Source organism: Bradyrhizobium sp. Gha (assembly GCF_900113735.1).
Lineage (GTDB): Bacteria > Pseudomonadota > Alphaproteobacteria > Rhizobiales > Xanthobacteraceae > Bradyrhizobium.
On sequence record NZ_FOQM01000046.1, the window covers coordinates 43,369 to 60,161 of the forward strand.

Here is a 16,793-nt window from a genome sequence, read left to right on the forward strand (position 1 = left end):
ACCCGGAATGACAAAATCAGCCTAAAACCGCCGCGCGCCCATCTTGATCTGCTCCTCGGAGAAGAAGATCTCCCCGGCATGCTCAACGATGTCCTGGGCGTTCCAGCCCGTGTGCGGCGGCTTCCAGCCTTCCATCTCCATCATCCGCATTTCGCGCACGCCACGGGGCCCGGACAGGCCCAGCACCTTGCCGGTCTGATCGCCGGACAAATCGCTGACCATGTATAGCACGGCCGGCGCAATGCCGTCCGGCCCAAGCGCCGCCGAGGGGTTCTCCTTGTAGCGGGGCAGGTCTGCGGTCATGCGGGTCAGCGCGCCCGGGGCGAGCGTCCAGATCCGGATGTTGTACTTCCGGCCCTCGATCGCCAGCACGTTGGAGAGGCCCCAGATGCCGCCCTTGGCGGCCCCGTAATTGGTCTGGCCGAAATTGCCGATCAGCCCTGAGGTCGATGAGGTGTTGACGATGACGCCGCCGCCGTTCTCCCGCATCCAGCGAAACACCGGCATCGTGCAACAGAAGGTGCCTTTCAGATGCACCTTGATGACCCTGTCCCAGTCGGCCTCAGAGGCTTTGTGAAAGGTCTGGTCGCGCAAAATGCCGGCATTGTTGACCAGGATGTCGGCGCGGCCAAAATGCTTGATGGCGTCATCGAACACCGACTGGCCGCCTTCCATGGTGGAGATGTCTGCGCCGTTGGCGACCGCCTTGCCGCCCTCGGCCTTGATCGCATCCACCACGCGCTGCGCCATCGAGGTGTCGGCGCCGGAGCCGTCGCGGGGCCCGCCGAGATCGTTGACGACGACGGAGGCCCCTTCCCGCGCGAACAGCTTTGCGTAGGCCTCACCGAGCCCCCCGCCCGCGCCGGTGATCAGCGCCACCTTGCCGTCGAGTAATCCCATGATGGCTTCTCCCTGTTTTGTTGTTCCCTGTCCCGGACGCGATGCGCGTGAAGCGCTGCCTGCGGGGCACGAGATCTCCCTAGCCCAGCACCGTCTTGCCGTTCTTGATCACCGTGACGCTGCGCGAATTCACCTTGGCTTCGAACGAGATCACATTGCCGTCCTTCCAGAGGTCCATGGTCACGGTCTCGCCGGGATAAACAGGCGAGGAGAACCGCGCGACGTGCTGGCGGAAGGCCGATGCGTCGTAGTCGGCATAGGTCTGCAGCACACCACGGCAGGTGATGCCGTAGGTGCACATGCCGTGCAGGATCGGCCGCGGGAAGCCGGCCTTCTTGGCGAACTCGGGATCGGAGTGCAGCGGATTGCGATCGCCGCAGAGCCGATAGACCAGCGCCTGGTCGGGGCGCGTGACGATGTCGATGGTCCTGTCGGGCGCGCGCGAGGGGATCTTGTGCGGATCGGGCTGGGTCAGGTTCGGCCCACCAAAGCCGCCATCACCGCGGGCAAAGCGGGAGGCGACGAGCGTTGCCAGCTTCTCGCCCTTCTCGTTCTTCAGCACGGTCTGGTGCGCGATGACGACGCCCTTGTCCTTGCCCTTGTCGTAGACCTCGACGACGGAGGAATCGGCGGTGATGTTCGCGGCGACCGGCAGCGGTTGGTGGAAGGTGATGTCGCGCTCGCCGTCGACCACCATGACGCGGTTGAGATTCATCTCGCCCGGCCCCGAGCCCCAGGCCGCGACGGAGGCAAAGGTCGGCACCACCTTCAGCGGCCGCGGCGTGAAGGTACCCTCATTAACGAAGGCGAGCTCGTTCTCGTCCATGGGATCGGCACCGAGGCCGATGCCGCAGGCGTAGAGCATCACCTCGCGATCGCTGTAGGAATATTTCTGCCCGAGGTTTTTGAGGCCTTTGAGTTCTTCGTATCTGGCGGACATCTTGTTTGTTTCCTCCCGGGGACCACCGGCGCTTATTGATGCGCCCTCTCCCGCTGTGGGAGAGAGCTGCGGCCACATGCGCGCTTGGGTGAGGGGTTGCCTCCACGTTCTCCGCGGAGAGGCCCCCTCATCCGGCGCTTCGCGCCACCTTCTCCCGCAAGGGAAGAAGGGAAGTAAGGACTAGGCGGGCGTGAAGAACGGCAGTGGCGCCCCGTCCGTCGGCTTGAACACGACTTTCACCTCCTGGCCGATCTTGAGCTTCTCGAGATCGCAGTCGACGAAATTGGTCTGCACCGACGGCCCCTCCTTCAGCGTGACGTAGCCGATCGCATAAGGACCCGTCGGCGACTTCCGCATCAGGCTGTACGTGTAGATCGTGCCCTCGCCCGAGGCTTCTTCCCACACCGTCTTGTCGGAATAGCAGAACGGGCAGATCGATCGCGGGAAGTAATGCGCTTCACCGCAGGCGGTGCAGCGCTTGATCATGAACTTGCCCTGCCTGGCCGCGTCCCAGAACGCCGCGGTTTCCGGGTTGGTCACCGGGGCCGGATACTTCCTTGCGTCGCTCATCACACGCGCTCCAGAATGGCCGTCGAGGCGGCGTGGCGGACGCCCAAGAGACCGCCGGTGCCGTGGGCGATGGCGAGATCGCAATTTTTCACCTGCACCTTCGGATGCGCCTCGCCGCGCAGCTGCCTGACGGCCTCGATGATCTTGGTCATGCCGCCGCGGTTGACGGGATGGTTGCTGCAAAGGCCGCCACCGTCGGTGTTGAACGGCAGCTTGCCGACGCCCGAGATCAGATTGCCGTCGGCCACGAATTTGCCGCCCTCGCCCTTCTTGCAGAAGCCGAGGTCCTCGAGCTGCATCAGCACCGTGATGGTGAAGCTGTCGTAGATCGAGGCGTATTTGATGTCCTTCGGCGTGATGCCGGCTTCCTCGAACGCGCGCGGGCCGGACCAGATGCCGGCGGAGTATGTGAGATCGAGGTCCTTGCCACCGCGCGGACCCTTCATCGCCTCGCCGTGGCCGATCAGCTTGACCAGCGGCTTCTTCAGGCTTTTGGCGATCTCGGGCGTCGTCACGATCAGGGCGCCGCCGCCATCGGAGACGACACAGCAATCCATGCGATGCAAGGGATCGGAGATCATCGGCGAGTTCAGGACATCCTCGACGGTGACGACGTCCCGCAGCATCGCATGCGGGTTGTATTGCGCATGGTGCGAGGCCGCGACCTTGATCCAGGCGAGCTGTTCGCTCGTCGTGCCATAGTCGTGCATGTGGCGCATGGCACACATGCCATAGGCATTGTGCGTGGTCGCACCGTAAGCGGATTCGAAATCGAGCTCGGCCCCGGCTGCCCGCGGCGGCATCACGCCAGAGCGCGGCTTGCCCGCGAGCGTGATCAGCGCGATCGAGCACTTGCCCGCCGCGATTGCTTCAGCCGCATGGCCGAGGTGGATGATGTAGGAACAACCACCGGTCTCCGTGGAATCGACGTGACGAAGTTTTTTCGTGTTGAGACCGAGATAATCGACCATCGGCCAGGCACCGCCGGGCGCATCGCCCGCGCAGAAATAGCCGTCGACATCGTCCTTGCTGATCCCGGCATCCTCGATCGCCCCCTTGGCGACCTCGGCGTGCAGCTGGGCGGTGGATTTGTCCGGCGCATGCCGGGTCGGGTGCTCGTAGATCCCGGCAATGTAGGCCTTGCCCTTGATGGTCAAAACAGAGGTCTCCGCTCGCGTTTCTTCTTGGCTCTTTTTTCTGAACCGCACCGGGCGGATTGGCAAGCGCGGAAATATTCCGTGGGGCGAGAGGGTAGCGGGTGGGCGCAAGTGAGACCGGTCATGGAGCGCGGCTCTGCTCCCGCGCCGTCATTGCGAGCGGAGTGAACCAACCGAGCCTTTCTCCGCGGATGCGTTTCCGGATTGCTTCGCTGCGCTCGCAATGACGGAAGAGGCAGGTCCTCGACTCGTTTTATCAAAAAATGTGCCCGCGCGTCGAAAACAACCCCATGCACAGTAGAACGGTGGTTGATTTCAAAGGATAAATCCTGCGGCGGATTAGCCGAAGGCGCAATCCGCCGTTTTGGTCGTCGCTGCAACAGGTGTGGCGGATTACGCGTCGCTAATCCGCCCTACGGACCTTCCCTACTCCGCCGCAATCTGCCTCGGCGCCGGCGGCGGGCTGGCCAGATCGGCAGCGAGCTGGGCGTAACGGGCCTTGGCGTCGGCGACGGCCTTCTCCTTCACCGGGCCGTAGCCGCGGATGCGGTCGGGCAGCGAAAGCAGTTCGACCGAGATATCGATCGTGACCGGCGACAACAGTCCGAGCACGGTGGCGACGTCCTTCTCGTAGCCGACGATCAGATCGCGCTCGAGCTTGCGGTCGGCGCTGCGGCCGAAGATGTCGAGCGGGGTGCCGCGGAGGAATTTGAGCTTCGCCAGCACACCGAACACCTTCAGCATCCACGGGCCGAAGGCGCGCTTTTTCGGGCGCCCGAGCGCATCGACGCCGCTCGCCAAAATCGGCGGGGCCAGGTTGAAGCTGAACGTGAAGTCGCCTTCGAACTGGTCCCGCAGCTGCTTTTCGAAGGCGCCGTCGGTGAAGAGACGCGCGACCTCGTATTCGTCCTTGTAAGCGAGCAGCTTTGCGTAGTTGATCGCGACTGCGCGCGGCAGCGCATCGCCGTAGCCGCCCTTCACCGCGGCATCACGGACCTGGTCAACCAACTTGCGATAGCGCTTGGCCAAGCGGCCGTTCTGGTAGGCGGTGAGATGCTTGACCCGATGCTCGATGACCTCGTCGAGCGTCATGGCATCCAGCGTCTTGGGCGCTGCGACCTCGTCCGTGCCCTTCAGCATCTCGGCGAGGCGTGCCGGATCCGCGACTGCGAGGCGGCCGAGGCGGAAGGCTTCCTTGTTCATCTTGATCGCGACGCCGTTGACCTCGATTGCCTGCTCGATCGCTTCCGCCGACAGCGGGAACAGTCCCTTCTGATAGGCATAGCCCATCATCATCATGTTGGTGGCGATGCTGTCGCCGAGCAGCTGCTCGGCGGGCTTGGTGAAGTCGAAGAACACGGACTCCTTGTGCAGCGCCGTCTCTAAAAGTCCGTTCAGCTTGCGGGTCTGGAAATTGAAGTCGCGGTTGAGGACGAAGTCGGCGGTCGGGATGACGTGGCTGTTGATGATGCCGCGGGTGCGGGTGCTGTCGCAGAGCGAGATCGTGTCCTTGGCGACTGCGACCACCTCGTCGGCGGCGAGCACGACATCGGCCGTACCCGTGACGATGCGCGAGCAGGTCACCTCGGCCGGATGATCGGAGAGGCGCACGTGGCTCAACACCGCGCCGCCCTTCTGCGCAAGGCCGGACATGTCGAGGATCATCGAGGCCTTGCCTTCGATGTGCGCGGCCATTCCGAGCAGCGCACCGATGGTGAGCACACCGGTGCCACCGACGCCGCCGACCGCGATGTTGTAGGGCTTGTCGAGCGCCGGCCGCGACGCCGGCTCGGGAATCGCGCCGATATCGCCGAGATCGGCCGGCGCCCGGTGCCGTGGCGCGCCGCCGTCGATGGTGACGAAGGACGGGCAGAAACCCTTCAGGCAGGAATAATCCTTGTTGCAGGACGACTGGTTGATGGCGCGCTTGCGGCCGAACTCGGTCTCCAGCGGCTCGACCGAGATGCAATTCGACTGCACCGAGCAATCGCCGCAGCCCTCGCAAACGGCCGGGTTGATCATGACACGGCGCGCCGGATCTTCCATCAGGCCGCGCTTGCGGCGGCGGCGCTTCTCGGCGGCGCAGGTCTGCACGAAGACGATCGCCGAAGTGCCCTTGTACTCGCGGCACATCTTCATGACGTTCTGCAGTTCGTCACGGTGATATTTCTTGACGCCGGGCGCGATGGTGTCGGCCGGATAGGCTTCCGGGTTCTCCGAAACGAGATAGATCTCGCTGATGCCCTCGGCGTGAAGCTGGGCCATGATCTTCTGCGGCGACAGATCGCCGTCGTGACGCTGGCCGCCGGTCATGGCCACCGCATCATTGTAGAGAATCTTGTAGGTGATGTTGGCCTTGGAGGCGACCGCCTGGCGGATCGCCAGAATGCCCGAATGGAAATAGGTGCCGTCGCCGAGGTTCGCGAAAATGTGGTTCTCGTTGGTGAAAGGCGCGATGCCGACCCACGGCACGCCCTCGCCGCCCATATGGGTGAACGTTTCGGTCGAGCGATCCATCCACAGCGCCATGAAATGGCAGCCGATGCCGGCGAGCGCGCGGCTGCCTTCCGGGACTTTGGTAGAGGTGTTGTGGGGGCAGCCGGAGCAGAAGTAAGGGGTACGAGATACTGGCGCCGTGGGGATCATCTGGGACGCCTGGCGACCGTTGAACCAGTCGGCCTTGGCGCGGAGCATCTCCGCGATCTCGGGGTTGAGATTAAGTCGAAGCAGTCGCTCGGTCAGCGAGGTCGCAAGCGAGGCAACGCTGAGCTCGGCGGCGAAGGTCAGGAAGCGCTTGTCGTGCTCGTCCATCTTGCCGACGATGCGCGGACGCACGTCGTCTCGCCAGTTGAACAGCTCCTGCTTGACCTGGTTCTCGACGATCTCGCGGCGCTCTTCGACGATGAATATCTCTTCCAGCCCGACAGCGAATTGGCGCACCCCTTCCGGCTCCAGCGGCCAGGGCATGCCGATCTTGTAGAGGCGAAGGCCAATCTTGGCGGCGACCTGCTCGGTAATCCCAAGCTCACGCAGCGCCTGGCGGACGTCCTCGTAGCTCTTGCCCGAGGCCATGATGCCGAAGCGGGCGTTCGGCGAATCCATGGTGATGCGGTTGACCTTGTTGGCGCGCGCAAAGGCGATCGCGGCAAAGCCCTTGTAGTCCTGCAGGCGGCGGTCCTGCTCGAAGCGATCGTCGGGCCAGCGCAGATTGAGGCCGCCGGGCGGCAGCTCGAAATCCGGGGGGATGATGAAGGGCTTCATCTCGTCGGTGAGGTCGATCTCGGCGGTGGTCTCCACCGTCTCCGTGATCACCTTCATGCCGACCCAGCAGCCCGAATAGCGCGACATCGCGATGCCGAGCAGGCCCATCTCGATCATCTCGTGAATGCTCGAGGGATAGAGATACGGCATCAGCGCCGAGATGAAGGCATGGTCGGACTGGTGCGGGACGGTCGAGGATTTGGCGCCGTGGTCGTCGCCGGCGAGGCACAGCACGCCACCGTTCTTGGCGGAGCCGGCCGCATTGCCGTGGCGGAAGACGTCGCCGCAGCGGTCGACGCCAGGACCCTTGCCGTACCAGATGCCCACGACACCATCATACTTCGCACCGGGCGAGAGGTTGAGCTGCTGCGAGCCCCACACCGCGGTTGCCGCCAGATCCTCGTTCACACCGGGCTGGAATTTGATGTTGTACTGCTCGAGGTGCTTGCGCGCGGCGAAGAGCTGCTGATCATAGCCGCCGAGCGGCGAGCCGCGGTAGCCGGAGATGAAGCCCGCGGTGTTCAGGCCGGCGGCGCGGTCGCGGCGAATTTGGGCCATTGGCAAGCGGACCAGCGCCTGGATGCCCGTCGTGAAAATATGGCCGGTGTCCTGGGTGTATTTCTGATCGAGACTGATCGGACCCTGGTTGATGCCCATTATTGTCCTCTTCCGCCCTTTTGAGGGTTGGCTGCTTAAGCCGTTGCCTGCCCGTTGTTTTTAGCTAGGCCGCGCCGACCATCTGCGCCACTCTATGTCGGATATTTAACGCAACGCATCACAAATCTGGGCCTGCCGCGGCGACGGGAAAAAAACGCAATTTCGTGGCCGGAAAGGCATTGGCGATTTTCAATTTGTGTCACCATAGCCCGGCGTCGCGAAATGACGTGAGGCCCGTATGATGCGAATGGGCGATGAGTCGCAGCAAGAAGGGTCGAGGATGCGGGGGATTCTGGCGGGCCTGATCTTGTGCAGTGCAATTGCGCGAGGGGCAGTTGCCGCCGAGCCGGCGCCCGAGTTGATCGCCGCCGGCAAGACCCTGGTCGAGGCCGGTGACTGCGCGGGCTGCCACACAGCCGATCCGGCAAAGCCGTTCGCCGGGGGCAAACGCATCGACACGCCGTTCGGCGCGATCTATGCGCCGAACCTGACACCCGATCGCGAGACCGGGATCGGCGGCTGGACCGACGACAATTTCACCCGCGCCCTGCGCACCGGCACCGCGCCGGACGGCTCGCTTTACTACCCTGCCTTTCCCTACCCCTACTTCACGAAGATGACCAAGGACGACACGCTGGCAATCCGCGCCTATCTCGGCACGCTCGCACCTGTCGTCAGCCGCAACAAGCCGCCGGAGCTGCGTTGGCCCTTCAACTATCGCGTCCTGATGCGTGGCTGGAACTTGCTGTTCTTCACGCCCGGCCTGTTCGAGCCGGACCAGAGCAAGAGCGCGACCTGGAACAGGGGCGGCTATCTCGTCACCGGGCCCGGACATTGCGGCGCCTGTCACACGCCGAAGAACTACTTTGGCGCGGACAAGAGCGCGCAGGCGCTGACCGGCAGCGAGCTCGACGGCTGGTACGCGCCGCGTCTCGATGGCGCCGCGCGCAGCGGGCTGCAATCGTGGAGCGCCGAGGACATCACCGAATATCTGCAGAGCGGCCGCAATGCCAGGAGCCATGCCGACGGCCCGATGGCCGAGGTGATCGTCAATTCGACCTCGAAGATGAGCGATGCCGACGTGCGTGCCATCGCGGTTTACCTGAAGAGCCTGCCGCCAGCGCGCCGCGAGACCATCGTGACACCACCTGACGAAACCGAGATGAAGGCCGGACAGGCGGTCTATTCCAAATTCTGCATCGCCTGCCACGAAGCCGACGGCACCGGAGCGCCGCGCATCTATCCGCCGCTGCCCGGCAACGCGCTGCTGCAATCGATCAATCCATCCTCCACCTTGCGCGTCATTCTCGACGGCGCGCACACCGTGACGACGCCGCGGGCCCCGAACACCGGCGAGATGCCGGCCTACGCCGGGCAACTGTCCGATGAGGAGATCGCGGCTGTCGTGAACTACATCCGCAACTCCTGGGGCAATGCCGGCCCGCTGGTGACGCCGGAGCAGGTCGCGAAGGCGCGTGGGCAGGCGCCGTAGTCAATGCTTCCCCCGTCATTGGATAGAGCTGCGGAAGAGAACGCCTACTTCTCCTCATCTCCCGTGAACACGAATTTCGGCATCTCCCATTTGTAGCGGACCGCGAGCAGGCGGAAGCCGAGGCCGAGCACGAAGGTCAGGATCGTCCAAAGCTCGGCGTTGAGCTCGAGGCCGAATGCAGTCGCGTAGAACAGTCCCGTCACGACTGAAACGCTGGCATAGAGCTCGGAGCGAAACAGCAGCGGCACATCGTTGCAAAGCACGTCGCGCAGCACACCGCCGGCGCAACCGGTCACCATGCCTGAAACGATGACGATCGGCAGCGAGGCATCCATCTGCCAGGCGACGTTGCAGCCGATCATGGTGAAGACGACGAGGCCGATGGCATCCAGCACGATGAAGGCGACGTGCAGCCGATGCACCAGTCGCGCGATCAGGATCGTCAGCAGCGCCGAACCGCCCGGTAGCGCCAGGTAGACCGGATTTGCAACCCAGACCAGCGGGTAATGACCGAGAAACAAGTCGCGCAGCGTGCCCCCGCCAAGCGCGGTGACACAGGCGAGAAGGCAGACACCGACATAATCCATGCTGCGTCTGCCGGCCGCCAGTGCTGCCGTCATGCCCTCCGCCGAGATGGCGATATAGGCGAGAAGATGCAGCACGCTGTCGGTTGGCGGCAAGCTCCACATCGGTCAGTCCCTCGTTCGGCCATGGAACCGACGTTCACCGGCTCTCGTGGAACAGGTTCCCGATTCCTCGTGAGAGGGCAACATGCGACGAAAGCATAAGGGGGGCGGAACGGAATCTCGCAGCCGACGGTTGTCACGGCGCAATCAACGAGGAGACCCAATCGATGGCAGACGACCGTTTTCCCAACGATCCGTACCGCCCGAACCTCGCCGACGATGAGTATCTTCGCGCGGCGCGCCGGGATGCCGACCTCCAGGTCGATCCTGAGCTGGGCGAAGGCCCCGCCTCCAGCGGCAAGGTTGCGCTGTTCGCGGTGGCGATCGCCCTGGTGCTGGGTGCCGTGTTCTATGGCTTGAACAACTCCAGCACGGGCAACCAGGCGAGCAATACGCCTGCGACGCAGACCGCGCAGCAGACGGCTCCGGCCAACCCGGCCGCGCCTCCCGGCATGCGGGACGTGACCCCGCGCAACAACACCGCACCGGGCGTGACCACGGGCGCCGCCTCGAGCAAGCCGGCCGCACCGGCCCCGAATACGCCTGCGTCAAAGCCGGCACCCGATACGCAGACCCCGTCGGACGGGGCGAAGTAACACCATCACTGTCATCGCCCGCGCAGGCGGGCGATCCAGTACTCCGAGACGGCGCGGCTTGAACCGAGAAGCCGCGGCGTACTGGATGCCCGCTTTCGCGGGCATGACACCGAGGGATGAGAGAGCGGCGGGACATCATATCTCGCCGCTCTTCGTTTAGCCGAACATCTTGTTGAGCTCGCCGCCGGGATAGCCGGTGCCGAGCTCGGTGAAGGTGCCCTTCTCCGCCATCTCCTTCGCCGCGCGCATGAAGCCGCCCCAGGCGGCGCGGGCGAGCGAGCCGCCGACGCTGATGCGGCGCACGCCGAGATCCTCGGCTTCCTTCAACGACAGGCCAGGCGCGCCGATCAGCAGGTTGAACGGCTTGGGTGCGACGGCCTTCACCACCGCGGCGATGTCCTCGCGCGTCTTCAGGCCCGGCGCATAGAGACAGTCGGCGCCGGCATCCGCGTAAGCGGTCAGCCGGTCGATGACGAGCTTGAGATCGGTGACGCCCCAGAGATACGCCTCACAGCGGCCGACCAGCAGCGTGCCGCTGTCGCCGATCGCCTTGCGCGAGGCCTTGATGCGCTCGACCGCGAGCGCGCGCTCATAGATCGGCTTGTCCTTGTCGCCGGTGGAATCCTCGATCGACAGGCCCGCGACGCCGGTGCGCACGCCGCGCGCGACATTGTCCGCGACCTTGTCCGGCTCGACCGCGAAGCCGCCCTCGAAATCCGCGTTCACGGGAATGTCGACAGACGAGCTCAATGCTGCCAGATGCTGACACACGTCCTCCACGGTGACGCGGTTGTCGGCCTTGCCGATGGTCCAGGCAAAGCCCGCGCTCGAGGACGCAATGGCCTTGAATCCCAGATGCTGCAACGCCTTGGCGCTCCCGACATCGACCGGATTGGGCAGAATGAAGCATCCGCTCTCGTGCATCTTCCTGAATGTTGCGCGCTTGTCTGCCGTTGTCACATGCATGTTTCTCTCCCGTGTTGGCCGCGCAGAGATAGGCACGGGCAATCGAACGCGCTAGTGCGCGTCGTGCACGGCGCGGCTGTCCTTCGGCGCCTGCTCGCGATCATTCATGCCGTAGTCCCTGACGACGCTGGCGATGCGCAGGTGATAGTCGGCGAAGATCGTCGCCCTGCCTTTGGCCTGCGTGCGCCTGTGCTCCATCGTGTTGCGCCAGGCCTGCACTGCGGCCTCATCGCGCCAGAACGACAGCGACAGGATCTTGCCCTTCGCAGTCAGGCTTTCGAACCGCTCGACCGAGATGAAGCCATCGATGGTCTGCAGGATCGGCTTCAGATCGGCCGCGAGGTCGAAGTAAGTCTGGCTGTGCTCGGGCTTGGGCCAGACTTCGAAGATCACGGCGATCATGGCAGTCTCCTTGATGTTGGTAACCTACATTACCACCTTGCGCAGGAAGGTGCGCTCTTCCGCGAGGATGAATTTATTGTCCTCGGCAAAATGGAAGTTCGCCATCGCCTCGGCATCCTGCCGCAGCCGCGCGCGATAGGCTTCGTAGGCGGCGAGGCTTTCAAAGGTGACCAGCGCGAACGCGATGTTGTTGGTCCCCTCATGCGGCATGAAATAGCCGATCAGGTCGCCGCCGCATTTCGGGATGATGGCGAGCCAGCGCTTCGAATATTCCTCGAACTGCGCACGCTTGAAGGGATCAAGCTGATAGCGGATGAAGACGGTGACGGACATCTTCGGCTCTCCTGTTTGCTCCATCGTTGCGAGCGCAACGAAGCGATTCAGGAATCCATCCGCGGGGAGAATCCGGATTGCTTCGTCACCAGTGCAAATTGCTTCGCGATTTGTCGCGGGTTCCTCGCAATGACGAGATGGTGAGAGACTACGCGCTTGCCCGGCTACAATGCTTCGGCTACGATCGAAGCATGAAATCAGGACCCGACATTGCCATGGTCGCCGCGCTGGTCGGCGATCCCGCCCGCGCCAACATGCTCACGGCGCTGATGAACGGACGCGCGCTCACCGCGAGCGAGCTCGCACAGGAGGCCGGCATCACCCCGCAGACGGCGAGCTCGCATCTCTCCAAGCTCGAGGCCGGCGGGCTGGTCGAGCCGGAGAAGCAGGGCCGCCACCGCTATTACCGCCTCACCGACGACGATGTCGCCGGCGTGCTCGAGGGGCTTGCGGGCCTTGCCGCGCGCACCGGCCATATGCGCGTGCGCACCGGGCCGAAGGATCCGGCGCTGCGGCGCGCGCGGATCTGCTACGACCACCTCGCCGGCGATCTCGGCGTGCAGATGCTCGACAGCCTGCGTGCACGAAACCTGGTGAAGCAGAAGAAACAGGAGATCGAGCTGACGGCGGAAGGAGAGCGCTTCCTCGCCAAGAATTTGCAGATTTCATCGGAGATGCTCAGCCATCCGCGCCGGCCGGTCTGCAAAGCCTGTCTCGACTGGAGCGAGCGGCGCCACCATCTCGCCGGCACCCTCGGTGCCGCGATGATGCAGCGCTTTGCCGAGCTGAAATGGGCCGCGCGCGACGCCACGCCCGGCAGCCGCGTGGTGAATTTCACCCGCACCGGCGAGAAGCAGTTTGCGGTGCTATTCGGGAACGGCAAGGATTGATCACACGTTTGCGTGTGAACTCTCGCTCTCGTGATGGCCGGGCTTGACCCGGCCATGAACGTCTTTATTGCGGCTAACGCGTGGATGCCCGGGACAATTTGTGAAGACGCACTTCGCGCTTTCGCCCGGGCATGACGGAGACCTCAATGAACCGCATCTTCTCGGCAGCGCTTGCTGTCGCGCTTGTTAGTGTCCCATTTGTGTCACGCGCCGCCGACGCGCCCCGGCGCGAGCCTTATGGCATCTCGCTCGAGGGCTTTGCCTATCCTCACCCCGTGCATCTGCTGCCTGTCGTCAACGACGGCGAGCAGCTCAGCATGGCCTACATGGACGTCGCGCCGGAACAGCCGAACGGGCGCACCGTGGTGCTGCTGCACGGGCGCAATTTTCCCTCGAGCTATTGGGCTGATGTCATCAAGATGCTGAACGAGGCCGGCTACCGCGTCGTTGTGCCCGACCAGATCGGCTTCGGCAAATCGTCCAAGCCGGCAGGCGATCTACATTTCGACAATCTGGCGCGCAACACCATCGCACTGCTCGATCACCTCGAGATCGACAAGGCCGACATCGTCGCGCATTCACTCGGCGGCATGCTCGGCGTGCGCATCGCCCGCGCCTATCCCGACCGCGTCTCCCATCTCGTGCTGACCGCGCCGATCGGGCTCGAAGATTACCGCCTTTACGTGCCGCCAACGCCGACCGAGAAGATCATCGAGACCGAGGACAAGCTCACCGCCGATGGCTATCGCAAGCAGCTGCAGACCAACTACGCGATCAGGCTGCCATCAGAGGCGATCACGCCGTTCATCGATGCCCGCTTCAACATCAAGGGCAGCCCCGATTACCCGCGCTGGCTGCGCGCCTTCGTCTCTTCCGGGCAGATGATCTACCGCGAGCCGGTGGCGCACGAGATTCCTGAAATCACCGAACCGACGCTGTTCATCATGGGCGCCGACGACCACAACGCGCCGGGGCGACCGAACGCACCGGAGGCGCTGCGGCCCAGGATGGGGCAGAATGCTGAGCTGGCAAAAGCGTTCGCGGCGAAGATGCCGAATGCGCGAGCGGAGGTGATCCCGGACACCGGCCATCTCGTCTTCCTGGAAGCGCCGGACAAGTTCAAAGAATTGGTGCTGGGATTCCTTCGCCGCTAGCGCCATCATATCCCCCGAAGGCCGCACGCGAAAAATGTTCATGCCGCATTCAGGTCATGATCGGGAGGTTGGGATCGCGGCGTGCCGACATGTCGCAACAATTAGCATGTCGGATCGTATTGTTTGATCGATTGTGCGCCGCAAGTGCCGCTCCCTGGAACCGTCCCCCAAAGACTTGCCCCAAGGACGAGAAGGAAGATCAAATGAAATATCTGTTCGCCGCCGCAATGCTTGCCAGCGCGGTCGTCGGCTTCAGCGAGGCGGCCAGCGCCGCCGGTGGTTGCGGACCCGGCTGGTACCGGGGCCCCTACGGCGGCTGCCGTCCGATGGGCCGTGCGGTGGTCGTGGCCCCCGCCCCGGTCGTGGTTGCTCCGCCTGTCGTCGTCGCGCGTCCGCGCGTGTGTCCCTATGGCTTCCGCTGGTACGCCGGCCGCTGCCGGCCGTTCTGATCTCTCGCCCTTGCGAATGGCCGCGCGCGAAAGTGCGCGGCCAACGTCAGTGAATGGCCCAAACCAAAGAGGGGATCGCAATCGCGATCCCCTCTTTCAGTCCAGCGCAGCCCTTACCAGTAGCGCCAATGGCGACGGTGCCAGCGACGGCGCCAACCCCAATGACGGTGACGCCAACCCCAATGCCGGTGACGCCAACCCCAGTGCCGGTGATGCCAGCCCCAGTGCCGGTGATGCCAATGGCCGTGACCCCAGCGCACCTGCTCGGGCTTGAGCTCTGCTACTTCCTCACTGGTGGTGACGGCGGGATGAGCATCCGGATTGGCTGATGGCATGCTGCCGTTCGCCAGCGCCCGCGGCGCAAGCGGCGCGGCCCGTGCGGCGGCGGTGAACGCGGCAGCTCCCGCCGCGACACCGAATGCAAATTTCAAAAAGTTCCGGCGCTCCATGACTTAATCCTCTGCTTCATCGATCAAGTGATGCAGAGGAAGTGTCGCGGCGGCGACATGAACTGCGGCTGAATCAACCGTTCAGATTCAACGCGTCTACGCTTGGCGAAAAAACATTGCCCCCCTGTCGGAATGCGCGGACCTCATGCGTCCTCTGCCAGACAGCACGGAGACACAGCATGGCCAACCTCATCCTCACCACGTTCGACTGGGTTCCCCCGCCTCCGCGCGGTTTCGTGCGCGACCTCAGGGTGCGCTGGGCGCTGGAGGAGGCCGGGTTGCCCTACCGCGTCGCGAGCGTACCATTCAACGACCGCGGCGCAGAACATCTGGCCCACCAGCCCTTCGGCCAAGTGCCGTGGCTGACCGACGGTGACCTTTCGATCTTCGAGAGCGGCGCGATCCTGCTGCATCTCGGCGGGCTCAGCCCGAAACTGATGCCATCAGATCAGCGCGGCCGCAGCGAAGCTGTGGAATGGCTGTTCGCCGCGCTCAATTCCGTGGAGATGGCAAGCCTGCCGTGGACGATGTCGAAGTTCATGCGCCACCCGACCGACACGGCGGCCTGGAAATTCGTCGACGATTTCCTCAAGCTCCGCCTCGAGCATCTCGAGCCGGTGCTCGCGACGCGTGAATGGCTGGCCGGATCCTTCTCCGTCGCCGACATCCTGATGTCGGATGTGCTGCGCGTCGTCGATCAATTCGACGGGCTCGCCGACAGCCCCGCCTGCCGCGCCTACGTCGCGCGTGCGATAGGCCGTCCGGCGTTCGCAAAGGCCCACGCCGATCAGATGGCGCACTTCGCCGCGGGGGACGCAACGCGTGCCGACGCGTAGGGCGGATTAGCGGAGCGTAAACCGCCACGCCGCCACCTTCTCCATCCGGAGAAGCCGGCGCTGGTGGGTTACGCCTTCGGCTAACCCTCCCTACGCAGTCATGCCGTTCGCGTGACCCACCGCACATCGTTAACCCGGTGTTAGCCATAGGCTCACGGCCGCTGGAACGAAGCAATTTGCTTCAAATTATCGCGGTGGAAGGTGACACATGACCCGCATCGACTATCTCAGAGAGCAAGTAGCCCGCGCCGAGCGCCTGGCGAAGGCGATCCTCGATCAGCAAACCGCGGAACGGCTGCGAGCCTTCGCCGCCGAATGTCGCGCGGAGTTGCAGGTTTTGACCGTCAGGACTGCTGCATAAGGCGGCGCGTCACACCAGCTTCATCGGCGTATCGGCCACCACGCGCAAATCCATCCCGCCGATCAGTGCCGCGCGGCGCGCCTCGGCAGCACCGATCGCGTCCTCCGACTGTCGCAACGTGCTGACGTTCGAGCCGAGCGAGACGATGCCGCCGAGCACCAGCGCGATCGAGCCGAGCGCGGCGGTCTGACCAAACCCAAACAGCCCGAGGATGGTGACCAGGAGCAGTACCGCGCCGCCCCCGATCGCGATCTTGGACGCCAGGATGTACTTCCGGCATCGCTCGGCGATCCCGGCGAGCCGCTCGATCCGATCCTCGATGTCGGAGATTTCGTCGATCAGATCGTCTTCGGTCATCGATCGCGGTTACCAGATCCCGATTGCAGGGCGGATTCTACAACGGCAAATTGTCGTGCTTCTTCGCCGGCATTTCCACCTTCTTGTCCTTCAGCATCGCCAATGCCCGCGCGATCCGCCGCCGCGTCGAGTGCGGCATGATGACGTCGTCGATGTAGCCGCGCTCGGCGGCAATGAACGGCGACAGGAAGCGGTCTTCGTATTCCTTGGTGCGCGCGGCGATCTTGTCGGGATCGCCGATATCGCTGCGGAAGATGATCTCGACGGCGCCCTTGGCGCCCATCACCGCGATCTGGGCGGTCGGCCAGGCGTAGTTCATGTCGGCGCCGATTTCCTT

Annotated in this window: 19 protein-coding genes; 7 read left to right on the plus strand and 12 right to left on the minus strand. The window is 64.1% G+C overall.

Annotated features, from left to right (window positions below; translation table 11 throughout):
• Positions 1–21: 21 nt before the first annotated feature.
• The 5 genes from BM222_RS34685 to BM222_RS34705 form a co-directional block, all read right to left on the minus strand.
• Positions 22–900 carry an SDR family oxidoreductase gene (locus tag BM222_RS34685; protein WP_092238870.1) on the minus strand — a complete coding sequence of 293 codons (879 nt, stop codon included), beginning with the start codon at positions 898–900 and terminating at the stop codon, positions 22–24.
• A 79-nt stretch (positions 901–979) separates the two neighbouring features.
• Positions 980–1,840 carry a MaoC family dehydratase gene (locus tag BM222_RS34690; RefSeq protein ID WP_092238871.1) on the minus strand — a complete coding sequence of 287 codons (861 nt, stop codon included), beginning with the start codon at positions 1,838–1,840 and terminating at the stop codon, positions 980–982.
• Positions 1,841–2,020: 180 nt separating this feature from the next.
• Entirely contained in the window at positions 2,021–2,410 is a 390-nt protein-coding gene (locus BM222_RS34695) for a Zn-ribbon domain-containing OB-fold protein (protein WP_092238872.1), read from the minus strand.
• Positions 2,410–3,567 (minus strand): thiolase family protein, encoded by a 1,158-nt coding sequence (locus BM222_RS34700; RefSeq protein WP_092238874.1) that lies wholly within the window; start codon positions 3,565–3,567, stop codon positions 2,410–2,412. Before BM222_RS34700 ends, BM222_RS34695 begins: the two co-directional genes overlap by 1 nt.
• A gap of 426 nt (positions 3,568–3,993) precedes the next feature.
• Entirely contained in the window at positions 3,994–7,485 is a 3,492-nt protein-coding gene (locus tag BM222_RS34705; protein WP_092238875.1) for an indolepyruvate ferredoxin oxidoreductase family protein, read from the minus strand.
• 280 nt (positions 7,486–7,765) lie between these two features.
• Here BM222_RS34705 and BM222_RS34710 point away from each other — a divergent pair, with 280 nt between their 5' ends.
• Positions 7,766–8,977 (plus strand): c-type cytochrome, encoded by a 1,212-nt coding sequence (locus BM222_RS34710; RefSeq protein WP_092238877.1) that lies wholly within the window; start codon positions 7,766–7,768, stop codon positions 8,975–8,977.
• A 44-nt stretch (positions 8,978–9,021) separates the two neighbouring features.
• On the opposite strand, the gene BM222_RS34715 is transcribed toward BM222_RS34710, so the two are convergent.
• The gene (locus BM222_RS34715) at positions 9,022–9,666 is read right to left on the minus strand and encodes a trimeric intracellular cation channel family protein (RefSeq protein WP_092238879.1); all 645 of its coding nucleotides are present in this window, start codon (positions 9,664–9,666) and stop codon (positions 9,022–9,024) included.
• Positions 9,667–9,830: 164 nt separating this feature from the next.
• On the opposite strand from BM222_RS34715, the gene BM222_RS34720 reads away from it, so the two are divergent.
• Positions 9,831–10,259, plus strand: coding sequence for a hypothetical protein (locus BM222_RS34720; RefSeq protein ID WP_092238882.1), 429 nt, complete (start codon positions 9,831–9,833; stop codon positions 10,257–10,259).
• 156 nt (positions 10,260–10,415) lie between these two features.
• Here the strand turns inward: BM222_RS34720 and BM222_RS34725 are convergent, their stop codons facing one another.
• The 3 genes from BM222_RS34725 to BM222_RS34735 are packed head-to-tail and all read right to left on the minus strand — an operon-like array spanning position 10,416 to position 11,960.
• Positions 10,416–11,225, minus strand: a complete 810-nt coding sequence (locus tag BM222_RS34725) for an isocitrate lyase/PEP mutase family protein (protein WP_092238884.1) — start codon at positions 11,223–11,225, stop codon at positions 10,416–10,418.
• 51 nt (positions 11,226–11,276) lie between these two features.
• Positions 11,277–11,627, minus strand: coding sequence for an antibiotic biosynthesis monooxygenase family protein (locus BM222_RS34730; RefSeq protein WP_092238886.1), 351 nt, complete (start codon positions 11,625–11,627; stop codon positions 11,277–11,279).
• Positions 11,628–11,651: 24 nt separating this feature from the next.
• Positions 11,652–11,960 (minus strand): NIPSNAP family protein, encoded by a 309-nt coding sequence (locus BM222_RS34735; RefSeq protein ID WP_092238906.1) that lies wholly within the window; start codon positions 11,958–11,960, stop codon positions 11,652–11,654.
• Positions 11,961–12,151: 191 nt separating this feature from the next.
• Between BM222_RS34735 and BM222_RS34740 the strand changes: the two genes are divergently transcribed.
• From BM222_RS34740 to BM222_RS34750, 3 genes are all read left to right on the plus strand, one after another.
• A complete protein-coding gene (locus BM222_RS34740) occupies positions 12,152–12,850 on the plus strand; it encodes an ArsR family transcriptional regulator (protein WP_177243638.1) in 699 nt (232 codons plus the stop codon).
• A 146-nt stretch (positions 12,851–12,996) separates the two neighbouring features.
• Positions 12,997–14,004 carry an alpha/beta fold hydrolase gene (locus tag BM222_RS34745; protein WP_092238908.1) on the plus strand — a complete coding sequence of 336 codons (1,008 nt, stop codon included), beginning with the start codon at positions 12,997–12,999 and terminating at the stop codon, positions 14,002–14,004.
• A 203-nt stretch (positions 14,005–14,207) separates the two neighbouring features.
• The gene (locus tag BM222_RS34750; RefSeq protein WP_092238890.1) at positions 14,208–14,453 is read left to right on the plus strand and encodes a GCG_CRPN prefix-to-repeats domain-containing protein; all 246 of its coding nucleotides are present in this window, start codon (positions 14,208–14,210) and stop codon (positions 14,451–14,453) included.
• A gap of 113 nt (positions 14,454–14,566) precedes the next feature.
• Here BM222_RS34750 and BM222_RS34755 read toward each other — a convergent pair whose 3' ends face one another.
• Complete coding sequence (locus BM222_RS34755) at positions 14,567–14,902, minus strand: twin-arginine translocation signal domain-containing protein (RefSeq protein ID WP_092238892.1); 336 nt, start codon at positions 14,900–14,902, stop codon at positions 14,567–14,569.
• A gap of 179 nt (positions 14,903–15,081) precedes the next feature.
• Here BM222_RS34755 and BM222_RS34760 point away from each other — a divergent pair, with 179 nt between their 5' ends.
• Together BM222_RS34760 and BM222_RS41515 are read left to right on the plus strand one after the other, a co-directional pair.
• Positions 15,082–15,738 (plus strand): glutathione S-transferase family protein, encoded by a 657-nt coding sequence (locus tag BM222_RS34760; protein WP_092238894.1) that lies wholly within the window; start codon positions 15,082–15,084, stop codon positions 15,736–15,738.
• Between the two features lie 208 nt (positions 15,739–15,946).
• Positions 15,947–16,099, plus strand: a complete 153-nt coding sequence (locus BM222_RS41515; protein ID WP_177243639.1) for a hypothetical protein — start codon at positions 15,947–15,949, stop codon at positions 16,097–16,099.
• A gap of 9 nt (positions 16,100–16,108) precedes the next feature.
• Here BM222_RS41515 and BM222_RS34765 read toward each other — a convergent pair whose 3' ends face one another.
• Positions 16,109–16,456, minus strand: coding sequence for a hypothetical protein (locus BM222_RS34765; protein ID WP_092238896.1), 348 nt, complete (start codon positions 16,454–16,456; stop codon positions 16,109–16,111).
• Positions 16,457–16,493: 37 nt separating this feature from the next.
• The coding region (locus BM222_RS34770) for a carboxyl transferase domain-containing protein (protein ID WP_283810281.1) at positions 16,494–16,793 on the minus strand (300 nt) is incomplete at its 5' end.

Bases quoted from the DNA above. Each gene is read 5' to 3' on its own strand.
- BM222_RS34685 (WP_092238870.1), bottom strand. From the start codon at position 900: ATGGGATTACTCGACGGCAAGGTGGCGCTGATCACCGGCGCGGGCGGG.
- BM222_RS34690 (WP_092238871.1), bottom strand. From the start codon at position 1,840: ATGTCCGCCAGATACGAAGAACTCAAAGGCCTCAAAAACCTCGGGCAG.
- BM222_RS34695 (WP_092238872.1), bottom strand. From the start codon at position 2,410: ATGAGCGACGCAAGGAAGTATCCGGCCCCGGTGACCAACCCGGAAACC.
- BM222_RS34705 (WP_092238875.1), bottom strand. From the start codon at position 7,485: ATGGGCATCAACCAGGGTCCGATCAGTCTCGATCAGAAATACACCCAG.
- BM222_RS34710 (WP_092238877.1), top strand. From the start codon at position 7,766: ATGCGGGGGATTCTGGCGGGCCTGATCTTGTGCAGTGCAATTGCGCGA.
- BM222_RS34715 (WP_092238879.1), bottom strand. From the start codon at position 9,666: ATGTGGAGCTTGCCGCCAACCGACAGCGTGCTGCATCTTCTCGCCTAT.
- BM222_RS34720 (WP_092238882.1), top strand. From the start codon at position 9,831: ATGGCAGACGACCGTTTTCCCAACGATCCGTACCGCCCGAACCTCGCC.
- BM222_RS34725 (WP_092238884.1), bottom strand. From the start codon at position 11,225: ATGCATGTGACAACGGCAGACAAGCGCGCAACATTCAGGAAGATGCAC.
- BM222_RS34730 (WP_092238886.1), bottom strand. From the start codon at position 11,627: ATGATCGCCGTGATCTTCGAAGTCTGGCCCAAGCCCGAGCACAGCCAG.
- BM222_RS34735 (WP_092238906.1), bottom strand. From the start codon at position 11,960: ATGTCCGTCACCGTCTTCATCCGCTATCAGCTTGATCCCTTCAAGCGT.
- BM222_RS34740 (WP_177243638.1), top strand. From the start codon at position 12,152: ATGAAATCAGGACCCGACATTGCCATGGTCGCCGCGCTGGTCGGCGAT.
- BM222_RS34745 (WP_092238908.1), top strand. From the start codon at position 12,997: ATGAACCGCATCTTCTCGGCAGCGCTTGCTGTCGCGCTTGTTAGTGTC.
- BM222_RS34750 (WP_092238890.1), top strand. From the start codon at position 14,208: ATGAAATATCTGTTCGCCGCCGCAATGCTTGCCAGCGCGGTCGTCGGC.
- BM222_RS34755 (WP_092238892.1), bottom strand. From the start codon at position 14,902: ATGGAGCGCCGGAACTTTTTGAAATTTGCATTCGGTGTCGCGGCGGGA.
- BM222_RS34760 (WP_092238894.1), top strand. From the start codon at position 15,082: ATGGCCAACCTCATCCTCACCACGTTCGACTGGGTTCCCCCGCCTCCG.
- BM222_RS41515 (WP_177243639.1), top strand. From the start codon at position 15,947: ATGACCCGCATCGACTATCTCAGAGAGCAAGTAGCCCGCGCCGAGCGC.
- BM222_RS34765 (WP_092238896.1), bottom strand. From the start codon at position 16,456: ATGACCGAAGACGATCTGATCGACGAAATCTCCGACATCGAGGATCGG.